The sequence below is a fragment of the Paenibacillus sp. ALE3 genome, from assembly GCF_054113405.1.
The window spans coordinates 47,620-60,884 of sequence record NZ_CM134214.1 but is presented as its reverse complement, the minus strand read 5'-3'; the positions used below and the strand labels follow the sequence as shown (position 1 = coordinate 60,884).

Sequence of the window (13,265 nt, the reverse complement as noted above, 5' to 3'; positions counted from 1 at the left end):
AAAACATATAGAAAAATAATAAACACATTTTGAGATAAAATCTTAAAAAAAAGCAATTAATAACAGTCATTAAAGGCAAGTCTAAAACGAAAAAAGCAATAGTGCTTATCCAAAGTTTTCATCTCTTTGATATTATGGCATAGGCCCGTAATTCCAGTCAAATAGCTGATTTATAAAAAACATCCCTCTCATGTATATGAAAGGGAATTTCCATTTCTCATGGAGGGATGTTTAATAATTTCAGGTTGTTGGAAGGATTAAATTTTAGGAAGCAGTTTTTTATCAGCCATAACTTTAGCTACAATAATGGCTGCATCTCCGCGCAAGGTCAAGGATGTAGGGTTAAACATATATCCTTTTTTCAGATCACTTGCGTCTACAGGCGACCCTGTGATAAAGCCTTTCTTAGCAATAGCCAATACAGATGCTTGTGCGTAGTAATCGATCTTGTCCGCATCTTTAAAGGTCTTGGACAGATTTTTCATGATCTTGTCATGATCTGTTTCCAGCTTCAAATTCAATGCCTTGGCGATAATGACTGCTGCATCTTGACGTGTGATTACATCTTCCGGCATAAAGATTCTTGGTTGCGAACCTTTGACAATACCGGCACGCGCAGCTGTTTCAATATAACGATAATCGTAGAGCGCATCTGCGGATATCGTATTTGGAATAGACACGTCGTCGAAATGCTTCGCTCCACTGAAATTAAGCGGAATTTGCAGACCTTTGACAATCATCGACGTGAATTCGCCTCTTTTAATGTAGCTGTCAGGTCCAAAGCTATTAATTGGATCCATTGGGTTCATGACACCTTTGGCCAAGATAGCTTCGATATAATCTCTAGCGTATTTGTGCTTAATGACATCACTATACGTTTCCCCAACCTTAGCGACTACATAGTAGCCGAAACGGTCAAACGGTACTTTAATGGTATGTTTCTTCGGATCCACCACACCACCAATGTTCTGCCAATCCTTCAAATCAGGATCAAAAAAGAACACTGTCATTTGTTTCCCTGCATCCTGAGCAATACTGCTATCATACGTCAGCGTCAATGTAGCACGCTTGGAAGGTACTAGCTCGTTAGATGGGTCACGCCAGTAGAAGTTTTTGATCTTGCTACTGTCATTTTGCGATTTGTTAGCCAATTGATATGGATCAGCACCATACGTTACCGGATCGTAAGCATCTGTTTTGATATCATCTGCTGTACCTGGGTCAATCCAGAATACTGGACTGGACTTGGTAAAGCGACTTGGGAAATCTCTGTTGAAGTATCTACTTCCATCTGCAATCAAGCTCTGCATATCGGACAATGCTTTTTCAGTTTCAAATTCATGACGGTCCACCACACCATCCTCGCTATTTGCGATCGCAAAGTACAAAGTATGGCCAGAGAAAACCTGGTTTTTGAATTGCTGCGGTTGATCGTAATCCCGACGAATCAGGCTCGTTCCCTTCGCGAACGCAAGTGTAAGATTACCATCAAACACTTTGTGCGATGTTTTCATCGCTTCCATGTACTGCTCGCCAGGAATATTAGTAGGCACATATTTAACAGTAATGGTTTGTTTTAATTTTTCCTTACCTACTGTAACCACTACATCAATTTTATTATCTTTGTTGGCTTTTAGACCTGTAACGATGGCTTTGTAGGTTGATGGGTAATCAACAGTACCATCGTAATCAGAATCAAAACCTTCTTGAACTGCTTTTTCCTTACCTACCATAACACTATCTGCATTACCTGCGTTCACAACAACTTGCACAAAGTTTTGATTCACGATTCTTTTTTCAGGAAGCGGACGCAAGATATCAAAAGATGTGGATTGACCGGATACTTGCAGTCGGAAAGTAGCAAACGGTCCGCTCTTGCCGCTGTTGTACAAGGTAATGTTATAAGCTACTGGCGTTCCATCTTGCGAAATAGTTTGGTTTTTCAATACAAAACTGAAATACTTTTTGTCCGGATGGTAGTATACGAGCAGGTCTTTCAAATCTTTGCTTGTAAACTTATCCGTAGTAGCACCAGAGTTGTATGCAGTTTTGGCATCTTCCGCTGAGAAGAACTCGTTATTCAGCGTCCAGTTTACCTCACTGTCGTCCGAACCTTTAATTTCTAAAATGTATTGATCTTTATTGGCAATATCACTTAACGAACCACTCACCTGATCCGCTTTACCCAAATCAGCAAGACTGAAAGTACCAAAGATATTGATATTTTTCAGCGATGTATTGTAGTTAGTGTCATCTACTTTAGTGAAGTTTGCATCTTTTGATTTCGGTGCAATTTCGCTATATTTCGGCGTATTGCTTAGACCACTAACGGGTGTAAAAGGAATAATACCTTGTGTGTTTGGAACAGGAATTACTGGAATATTCGTTTGTGTAAAGTTTACTTTTACCGTATTGCTATACTCGATGCCTGGCTTGAACACAAATTTGATTTCATTATTTCCGTTTGCTAGTGCGTTGGCAGCCGCTGTTTCCGAGGAAGCAGCCAACTTAAAGTTCGCTCCTGAGCCATCAAGATCAACTAATACGTTGTTCACATACAAGAATACATTTCGGTTACTGCCAGTGTAGTGAATATCCGCAGCATTACTCACGTCCAGCAGTTTACCTTTAAAATAACCTAATTGATTCAGTTTGTACGTATTTAAGTTTGCACTCGATGTATTCAACGGAATTTGTTGACCATCATAAATGGTATCGTATTTCATGAATGGACCCTGTAATAAATTAACGGTTGCCTTGATCAATTTACTTGAGTCACCATTCAGGTAAAAATTTAGTACGTTTTGTCCTTCTTTAGGCAAAGTATCTACGTAAGCAACAATTTTTTTCACTTGTGTTGACTTACCATTAATTGTCCGAATCACATCTTGGGGTGAACCCACGGTATGAACCGATACACCAGAAAGCTCGTTAATTGAGCTAGGCGTACCATTAACAATGATAAACTCCATACCTACAGGCACTGATGGAGCATCAGTAGTCTTGTTCTTCATAGAACTTCCTGTTAATTTCATGGCTTCATCTATGGCAGCTGCTTGATCAGACCCGCTACCCTTGATTCTATTCAACAGCTGATTATTAAGATCCGGGAGAAAGTTCACGTCATCAATATAAGGCTGTGTGCTGCTGCGCAATGTAAATTGAACCGCAGATGCATTGGAACTCGTTCCATTTGCAAAACCTACACTCAGAGATGCACGAATCAAGTGGTCGGTTACGATGCCATCAGGCACTGTTACCTGGAACGGATATAATTTGTAACCAGTAGATGTAACAACATTGGCTGTATCAATCGTAGCATCAATTCCATTGGTATCACCAATTGCGCTACCGTTATTGCTTACGTCCGTAAATCTAGCATTAATTTTGCTCACTACTGGATCAGTTGCTCCGGAAGGAACCAGAACATTACCTTTCAAAACCACACCGCTCGTAGACGATACAGTAAAGTCAGGCGAAGTCGTCAGATCAGCAGACACATTTCCGTCCTTGTTCAAAGTCAGATCAGAAAATTCAGGTTTACCCGTATAAATCGTGATTTCACGCGTAACCGTAAGAGCTTGAGTTCCGTTACCCACTTTAATCGTCACTATATTTTTACCCGGGCTGAGTACAACACTTCCTGTTAGCTTATAGCTGGTATAGGAGTTAACAGTATACGTATTGCTACTTTTTGTAGAAGTAAGCGTTACACTGTCAGCATTAGGCGCCGTACCTTGAATGACTACTTTCACATCATCCGTACCGCTATTTCGTGCGTCTGTCAGTACCGCCGTTTGATTCTCTACTAACTGCTGGGTTTCACCATTCAGTGTGGCAGACAGATCATACAGCTTGGGTCCATCCTGATACTCAATGTAAATGGAGTCCTTCATTTCAGCCGAATTTTGACTACTTTGGAATGTAATTCGGTTCAAACCAGGAAACAGTTTAATGTCTGAAATTTGAATCGTAGAGCCATTGACCGTAATTCCGCCCTTTTGACTCTCATTTTTATTAACTACGTTAAGGTTTGTTCCATTTTTAGAGAGTTGGAATACACTATACGATATAGTACTTCCATTCACTCCGTTAATCGTACCGTTAACTGTAACACGGTCGGTATTTACCATTCTGGCCGAATCCGCATCATATTTTTCATTTGGAAAAATGAAATAAGTTCCTGTCGCAGCATGAGCCGTACCTACCAGGGCCGCCGGCACCAAGCCAATGATGAGACCAACCGTCAGCAACATGGATAGCAATCGTTTCAAATCATTGTCCTCCTTTGATTCTGTCGCACCTTGGGGTACGTAATCATTCATTACTTTTTTTATCGGTAGCAAACATACAAAAAATTAGTAAATTCTCAAAAAAGGAGGGAGTTTTTTTACAGCAAACATCAAAAAAGCCTTCAAACCTGCGGTATACCGCTAAGCTTGAAGGCTAACATTTAAATTAAAATTATAATTTCGATCGCGTCTGGGAATCTGGTTTAGCCAACAACCGAATTAGTGTGTTAAGAACAGGACGTTTGGTTTTGCCCACGAGACCAATAACTTCTGCTCCGATCTGTAGGAAGAACATCATGATACATATCACGACAAAGGTGACCCAGTTTGCTTCATTAAGCGCAGCCGACGATTGGATAACGGCTAATATACCGAAAAATACAGCAATACCGTAGATAATCAACACCGTCTGTCTGTGACTGAAGCCTAGTTCGCGCAAGCAGTGATGCAAATGGCCTTTATCCGGTGAGAATATCGGTTTTTTCTGCAACTTGCGACGAATAATAGCAAAGAATGTATCTGACAAAGGTACACCGATAATAATCAATGGCGTAATAAATGATACGATAGCAATTTGCTTGAAACCAAGCATTGAAAGCATAGCTAGAGAGAAACCCAAAAATAAGGACCCTGTATCACCCATAAATATTTTTGCAGGATGAAAGTTAAAAAATAAAAATCCGATAATACTACCTAACAGCACAAGGCAAAGCATCGCCACCATGTAATTGCCCATTAGTAGTGACATCACAGCGATCGTTCCAATCGCAATTCCTGAGACACCTGCAGCTAGTCCATCCAGACCGTCAATCAAATTAATAGCATTGGTCACACCTACGATCCAAAATATCGTAAGCGGAATGGAAATCCAGCTTTCTAAAGAAGAGTATGCATCCTGAAAAGGTACATTTACAAAATCCACACGAATATCAAAAGCAAACACGACCATACATGCCACGGCAATTTGAGCCAAAAATTTCAATTTTGCATTAAGATCAAAACGATCATCGAGAGCACCAATCAATGTAATCAGCGTACCGCCAATCAGAAAGGCTGCAATAAAGTTAATATCCCGTGAGGACAGCATTCCGTCAGGCACAAAAGGTAACATCGCCAATAAGGACAACAGAAATGCCAAGAAAATCCCCAGACCGCCAAGACGCGGCATAATTCGGGTATGTACTTTTCGGGCATTCGGCACATCGACGGCTCCAACCTTCACAGCGAACTTCTTGACAAGCGGCGTAAGTAACAGCGCAAGTCCCAGTGCCATGATGAAACCAATAATATAGATCAATAACATTTGATCATTCGACCCCCAATTTTAAAGCAATGCCTTTTCAGATGTAACCGCATTGAATTATACTCTGATCAAAAATAAATACCAAGCCTCATATTCTGGCAAATTAGCGGGTTTTAAAGGCAGATTCAAGCTATTTATCACACTTTTGTGACGTTTTCTTTTTCACGCATCACTTTCACTGCGAATTTCGGCAACGCAAGCATTCTTTTGTAACGACTAGGCTCTTTTAGGAGTCTATATAACCACTCAGCTCGTAGCTTTTGAAACAGTTTAGGTGCGCGTTTTGTTTTTCCTGATATAACATCGAAACTACCGCCGACCCCCATCATCACCGGCACGCCCAGTTGTTCCTTATATTTACCAATCCAAGGTTCCTGCGTATCCGCTCCACGCGCTACAAACAACAAATCAGGGTTCGCTTCACGAATAGCCCTAATCACCGCTTCATCCTCGTTAGGACCAAAAAAACCATCGCGCTTGCCACAAACCGTAATTCCAGGATAAAGCTCATGTACCCGCTGAGCGGTCGCTTGAATCACTTCAGGCGTTGATCCAAGTAAATAAACTTTCCAATGATAGTTTTCTCCAGCTGCGAGCAATTCATGTAACAAGTCAAAACCTGCCACCCTCTCGGGTACAGGATGTCCAACATAGTTTGCAGCCCAGACCACACCAGTTCCATCTGGAACAATCAACTCTGCCTGTTTCATCACATTCATATACACTGGATCTTCCAATGCAGCCATGACCATAATCGGATTGGCAGTGATCACTTGATGGGGGCGGCGAGACTTCACCGCCTGAATTAATACATTTAATGTATCTTTCATATTAAGCCTTGATACCTGAACACCGAAAATCGGGACGGTAGGCACACTCGTAACCTTATCAACTGTCACTGTATCCATCATCCTTTGCGACACAAGTAATTAACGATATGCTGTGCTGGTAAGCGAGCCTCACTTTTTAACAATGCAATTGCTGCCCCTTGGCTCTCGATCCATTGACTACGCTGATCCAGCAGCCGCATAGACTCGTTAGCCAGCTTTTGCGCATCCAGTGCATCTGTAGTACCAACAGGCTGGCTACCAACACGGCTGAGGAAATGATCAATTTTGGGATCGTAGGATATACCCAACGGGGGCACTTGATGGGACGCTGCATAGATTAAGCTGTGCAGCCTCATCCCGATCATCAAACTGCATCTGCTGACCTCCAAAAGCATCTGTTGAGGATCGGTAACTTGGTCACACATACTGACAAGGCTTCCTGTCCCACTAATATCCCCCAACAAATCCATTACCATCCTTGAAGCCTGTTCATCGTCAGGTAAATGGAATGGTAAGAAACGCAAGTGAACACGGCGTTCCGCAGCTAATCTTTTTAAGCCGTCTGCAATAGCCGTTAAATCGCGTTGTTCCTTATCCCAGTAGCGTACAGACACACCAACAACCGGGAGTTTATCCTCATCAGTCTCAGTTGCTGCATTATGTAGCTCGGAACCAGAGGGCAAAGGAAGCCCCATTACAGGGTCAGGTACAACATGAACAACCGGACGTTTCAGTTTCATGGTACTCAGCAAAGCAGCAGATTGCTCATCTCTGACGGAAACATATTCACAGCGTTGAAATACAGCTCGGATCATAGGATAAAATATCTTCCGTTGTACTGGGCCCATGCCCTGAGCGTATACAAACGTTGGCTTTCCAGCCCATTGAGCCAGTTTCAGAATCGCCAGATAATACGGAATGCTTTTAGGGCTTGTAGCATCCTGGAGCAGACTCCCGCCGCCACTAATGAGCCCGTCACTGTTTTTAATCGCTCTCCGCACTTCTCCCAGGCTCATACGCGGAACAGCTTCTACTCCGTACATTTTCTGTGTCCAAGCAGGGTCAGAAGATAGAACAACAGGCTTGATCGTAATCCCCGCCTGACGGCTTTCCTCTTCTAAAGCAGTCAATATCGACTTGAGCACCGCTTCATCCCCACTATTGTGAAACCCGTAATAACCCGAGATTATTATCGTTTTAGCTGTGGTGACCATTTCTTCCAACATCCTTCCAGCACTTGCCACACGACAATTGCGATGATTCCCAGCACCAATCCAAATCCCAATCCCAACAGCCCACGACTAAACGAGAGTGCTGCTGGAGAGTGAATGTGAGCAAAGGTATCGACCATCGAGGCTTGACCAATAGCAGCTATGATCAGCAAATAGATTGCTTTGCGATATTTCAAAGCCAGGAATGCCCCTGCAATAAACAGTGGGTGAGCCATTAAGAATTCCTTATTGCGCGGACGTACACCAAACGCATTCTCCAGGAAGTTACGGAAAACCAGCTCGGTGTTCGACACCGTACCTGCGTTTCCAGTACGAGTCAAATAGTAGTAGCCTGCCGCGGCGATAACAGCCAGTGCAATAACCCACAATACAGTAATCGGCATACGTAACAGTTTGGAGATTTCCTCCCGTATAGAAACGCCACGATAAAAGAAAATATAAATCGCCGCCAAGAAGATCGGCAGAATGTGAAGCAAACTTACACCTCTAAATTGGTTTAGCACCAGGCTGTAGGCAATGCTGTTCAACAGCGCAATAACAAAAGGCACTGCAGCCAGTGACAAGATCGCTGTCTGTACGTACAGTATAAGGGTGCGAGTCAATCGTTGACCTACAGAAAGTTCAGGCCCCTGTTCACGTTTAAATCTGATCGTACGCACTGCAATGATCATCGCAACCGTAGGTCCGCTAATCGCTGCAAGCAGCGCCAAACCTTGTTCCATCAAGCTGGAGTTCAAAACATAAAGCCCAGCAGAACCAACCAAACCGAGTGCAAATGCCAGCAAAGTCAATGCCGGAACGAAATAGGACACCATAATGGAGAAGAAAGCTAGCGCACCCAGTACGACGATCATTTTGAGATAGCGCTGAATGGAGGAATCGACCACTTGGAACGGTTCAGCTTGTCCCAGTTCAAACCCTTTTTTCTCCATTCGTTGTACAGCGTTGCCCGGTTTGTCTAAGCTGTGGATCAGGTTATCAACCGAGTCTTTCACCTTGGCCTCAGCAACACTGCGGCTAGGCGCGGTATTCAGATACAACATGCGAATATTCCGATCCTTGGTGGCGAGTGCAAAACGATCGGCCAACGTTTCCACATCGAGTGTTGAATCTTTATCACTTAGTGAGTATAGACGCACAACATTATAGTGGATATCGTAAGCGAGCTTATTGAAGCCTGCCTGCGGTTTCTTTAAGTTTTCGATAGCAGCTAGGCCGATATCGTATTTGTTCAGCAATTTAGCAAATGCCGCTAAGCTATGCTCTTTCTCGTTATCAGTAAAGCCTTTGACTGAATCCCCTTCAAACAAAATGCGCTTTACACCATTTTGCTGAAAGGAAGCCAGCATCTCTTCCGTCAACTCCTGGTTATAGGGAAGGCTGTCACTCATGCGTGGAACAATAAAAAATCCTTTGCTACGAAGCTGCTTCATAGCAATCGGGTCAGGCTGCATAGGCTTGAGATACGCATCCTCCGGGGATGTTTCCACAACAAGCCCTTCCTGTCCCTGATAACTCCACGGCTTTACATTGATGCCTAGACTTGTAAAGGTACGTAAAATTAACGGCTTTAATGCTTCGGCATTTTCTTTGTCAGCGAATACCATGTACGTATAATTCTCATTTGCAGGAGAAAGACGTTTTTCCAGATCCGCAACATTCTGAGTCGTATAAGTTACAATACGGCCCGCTTTACGGAAATCATCCAACGTGCTTTCATACATCGCCATGCTGTTCACACCAGCCTGCTGTAAGCGGTCAAGCTGCTCATTCAGATAGTCCTGCGGATGAGCCTGATACGAAGCCGCCTCTGTCAAATCCCGATAATCGAATACAATCTCTACTTTTTTACTCGAGGATTCTGTCTTTACACGATCGGCGATGACTGGAATGGAAGCCAGCAAGCCAACAGCGACCAGAATCCACAACCATTTTCGAGAAGTCGTATTCCAATACTGCCATTTCTGATACACCAAAGAACCTCCTTAATATTCGGGATTTTGCAAAATTCAATGCCGCCCACCTTGCCATTCTACTCTGATGTAGGTCACCCATTGAATTTTGCAAAATCCTCCGTTGCCGGAATAAGCCTATTTTTCCAAAGCCTCTTCCAGGTTATTCTGCAATACAGAGAAATGACCTCCACGGCGTACTGCCCTTTGCCGTGAGAGGTCACCGATTACTTATTCCATATCTAATTACCTTAACCTATTCTATTATAAAGGGAATTTTCTCAAGCGTCTACGCGGGCCATAACAGCATCGACCAGCTGACCGATTCTTTGCTCCGCGTCTGACAGCGAGGAACCACGTACTGCAAAGTATACTTTGATTTTAGGCTCTGTGCCCGAAGGACGCAGGCAGAACCAAGAACCGTCCTCCAATAAAAACTTGAGTACGTTTTCCTGCGGAAGTCCGTCCAAGCCTTGCGAGTAGTCCAGTACTTTGTCTACCTTCACACCTGCAATCTCTTGAGGTGCGTTGCTGCGCCAATCCGTCATTTTGCTCTGGATTTGCTCCACTCCATCCTTACCCTTGAGTGTACGAGACTCCAGCTTCTCAAGGAAGTAGCCAAACTGCTTGTATAGCTCTTGTAAAACATCATAGAGCGTCTTGCCTTGCGTGCTGTAATAAGCAGCAGCTTCGGCGATCAGCATGGCCGCCAAGACAGCATCCTTGTCACGTGCGTAATTTCCTGCCAGATAGCCGTAGCTCTCTTCATAGCCAAACAGGTAGGTATACTCGCCAGTTTGGTCAAACTGGTTCATTTTCTCGCCAATATATTTGAAGCCGGTTAGCGTGTTAAACACTGTTGCTCCAAAATGTTCGGCAATGACTGCACCCATTTCGCTAGTTACGATGGTTTTGATAACTGCACCATTATTCGGAAGCTTACCAGTTTCTTTCAGTTGATTCAGCAAGTAGTAAACCATAATTGCGCCGGACTGATTACCGGACAATACCACATATTCGCCATCACGGTTTTTCACAACTGCCCCCATACGGTCAGCATCAGGGTCTGTTCCGATCAACAGATCTGCACCAATCTTCTCACCCAGCGCAATGGCCAGCTTGAACGCATCACGTTCTTCCGGATTAGGCGACTTAACGGTCGAAAATTCTGCATCTGGCTGCTCTTGCTCAGGCACAATATGCACCTGTTCAAAACCGATTTTCTCCAGTACACGACGAACAGGTGTATTTCCAGTGCCATGAAGAGGTGTAAACACAACTTTAAAGTTCTTGCCCGGTCCAGCTGCAATCAGTTCTCGGTTCACACTCACACCGGCTACCGTATCCACAAACGCTTCATCTTCCTCTTCTCCAAGCCAAACCAACAATCCCTGTGCCTCTGCTTCTTTACGTGTCAGACTTTTGATGTCAGCAAAAGAAGGGACCTCACGAATATAGCCAATCACCTTTTCAGCCTGATCTGGAACAAGCTGACCACCTTCATTATTGTATACCTTGTAACCATTATACTCGGGAGGATTGTGACTCGCCGTGACAACAATTCCTCCACTGGCTCCCAAATGACGTACACTAAACGAAAGCTGTGGCGTTGGACGCAAGGAAGGGAACAACTTAGCTACGATACCATTGCCCGCCAGCACCAAAGCTGCATCCAAAGCAAACTCTGGCGAAAAATGACGCGAATCATGTGCAATGACAACCGAAGGTTTGCCTTCTTTGCCAGCATGCTGCTCTAAAATATAGCGAGCGAGCCCTTGAGTCGCACGTCCGATCACATAACGATTCATCCGGTTACTGCCTGCCCCAATCACTCCACGTAGACCGCCTGTACCGAATTCCAGTTCTTTGTAAAAGCGATCCTCTAGTTCCTGGTCGTTGCCTTGCAATGCGCGCAACTCCTGTTTGGTTTCTTCATCAATATAAGGGTCTTGCAGCCAGCTCTCAATGCCTTCTAATGCTTTTTTACTCAACTGCGTCATACGGAATTTCCCCTCTCCATTTTTGGGTTGTCAAAACAGGATCTCTATGTACACATGCACTCGGTTCAGACGTCGTGCTTATGTCGGCAGGGCTTGTCTATTGGGGTGGGTCTGATAAAGCAAACATAATCTCGCCCTCAGCTACTACTGTGTCGCCCACTTTCGCCGTAGCTTTCCCTTTACCAAAAGCACCTTTGGAACGAGTGATTTCCACTTCAAGTGTCAGCGTATCCCCAGGGACTACCTGTCCACGGAAACGGAAACCGTCCAACCCTGCCAAAAAGCCGATTTTGCCGCGATTGCTCTCTAGGTGCAGTAATGCGACTGCTCCGACTTGAGCCAACGCTTCAGTGATCAACACACCAGGCATAACGGGATAACCCGGAAAATGTCCAATGAAATGAGGCTCAGTCATCGTTACATTTTTAATGCCTACTGCTCTTTTACCTTCCTCCAGTTCAATAATACGGTCCACCAACAAAAATGGCGGTCGATGCGGAATAATCTCCTGAATTTGATTAACATCCAATTGCAATTTGTCCATTTACCTTAATAACTCCTCTCGCTTGCAGATTTGACTCTGTTCAGCCAGAGTTACTGCAAGCATAATATTACCCCGCTAACGCTGTATAAAAACAGCTCATCACGGCAACAATGTTAGATATCCTTCACCTACTGCAGAAGTGAAGGTTGAGATAAGGGGCTTTTTCCGCCGGTTACGCAACAGAGGCGAGAAGAAGCCCTTTTGCTCGTGCTTGGTTTTACCCCGTAGTGTTATAAACTCCCCATCATTATACATTCATCAGATGCAAAAAGAAAATTATGCGGAAGTACCATATTTGTTGCTCCTATTATGGAGTGAAGCGAAGTTTCATTTTGAATCAAGGGGGACAGGCTGCGCGATTTATTTGATCTTCCGATCGCTGTTGCCCCTTAATTTTCTCATTCTACAAAAGCCTGTAAGGTTAAAATTTAGGGGCAAAGGCGAACGCTACCGCTTCTCCAGATTCAAATAAACCTCTTCGCCTAGTTACTTTTAGCTCAAAAAGAAAGCTCGCTTCAATAATACTCGCTTGTCGCGAAGAGCAAACAAAACAAACGAAGGCCTCTGAACGGCCTCAATTGGTTGCAATCCATACTCGCTACACTGGAGGGTTCTGCGGTGAAAACATAATAAAACCCTGCGCCACTGGCACAGGGTTTGTTTTTTTATTTACTACCCACAAAATAGCGGGTTGATTTACCTTTACAAAAGTGGACAATGGCGGGTAGCAGCGGAACGAAGGATTTGAATCTGGAGAAGCGTAAGTGTTCGCCTTTGCAACGGGATTTTTACATCTAAATAACTTAATAATATGAAAATTCCGTTGCAACAGCGATCGTAAGATCAAATCATTCGCGGAGCGACCTTCTCCCACCACAGTCACTTTTTTAAAAATAAATCAAGGCGCAAATATAAGATCAATGACATGCTGCCAGGTTTTCCATTCAAATACGCCTGCCAGCCCTTGCTTACCTACAATTACATATCCTGCAATTAAGCCGCCTAACAGCGAGAACAGGAGCAACAACGGAACTACGAAATAACGAGCAGTACGCCAGCGGGATTTAGTCTTTTCAGGCACCGGACGGGAATCAGATTGTTCTTCCTTCATC

Annotated in this window: 8 protein-coding genes; all 8 read right to left on the bottom strand. The window is 43.9% G+C overall.

Features of this window, described 5'->3' with window-relative positions; translation table 11 throughout:
• Positions 1-257: 257 nt before the first annotated feature.
• The gene (locus tag ACXHJ2_RS00290; RefSeq protein WP_064961678.1) at positions 258-4,274 is read right to left on the bottom strand and encodes an S-layer homology domain-containing protein; all 4,017 of its coding nucleotides are present in this window, start codon (positions 4,272-4,274) and stop codon (positions 258-260) included.
• Between the two features lie 190 nt (positions 4,275-4,464).
• Positions 4,465-5,595, bottom strand: coding sequence for a glycosyltransferase family 4 protein (locus tag ACXHJ2_RS00285; RefSeq protein ID WP_013373415.1), 1,131 nt, complete (start codon positions 5,593-5,595; stop codon positions 4,465-4,467).
• Between the two features lie 137 nt (positions 5,596-5,732).
• Complete coding sequence (locus tag ACXHJ2_RS00280; RefSeq protein ID WP_040102711.1) at positions 5,733-6,494, bottom strand: WecB/TagA/CpsF family glycosyltransferase; 762 nt, start codon at positions 6,492-6,494, stop codon at positions 5,733-5,735.
• A gap of 8 nt (positions 6,495-6,502) precedes the next feature.
• The gene (csaB, locus tag ACXHJ2_RS00275) at positions 6,503-7,639 is read right to left on the bottom strand and encodes a polysaccharide pyruvyl transferase CsaB (RefSeq protein ID WP_165079746.1); all 1,137 of its coding nucleotides are present in this window, start codon (positions 7,637-7,639) and stop codon (positions 6,503-6,505) included.
• On the bottom strand, positions 7,615-9,630 hold the full coding sequence (locus ACXHJ2_RS00270) for a DUF5693 family protein (RefSeq protein WP_165079747.1): 2,016 nt from the start codon (positions 9,628-9,630) through the stop codon (positions 7,615-7,617). The genes csaB and ACXHJ2_RS00270 overlap by 25 nt, the downstream gene beginning before the upstream one ends.
• Before the next feature lie 260 nt (positions 9,631-9,890).
• Complete coding sequence (locus tag ACXHJ2_RS00265; protein ID WP_165079748.1) at positions 9,891-11,609, bottom strand: phospho-sugar mutase; 1,719 nt, start codon at positions 11,607-11,609, stop codon at positions 9,891-9,893.
• A gap of 97 nt (positions 11,610-11,706) precedes the next feature.
• Positions 11,707-12,153, bottom strand: coding sequence for a 3-hydroxyacyl-ACP dehydratase FabZ (gene fabZ / locus ACXHJ2_RS00260; protein WP_013373420.1), 447 nt, complete (start codon positions 12,151-12,153; stop codon positions 11,707-11,709).
• Positions 12,154-13,051: 898 nt separating this feature from the next.
• Complete coding sequence (locus tag ACXHJ2_RS00255) at positions 13,052-13,264, bottom strand: DNA-directed RNA polymerase subunit beta (RefSeq protein ID WP_007432733.1); 213 nt, start codon at positions 13,262-13,264, stop codon at positions 13,052-13,054.
• Position 13,265 lies beyond the last annotated feature (1 nt).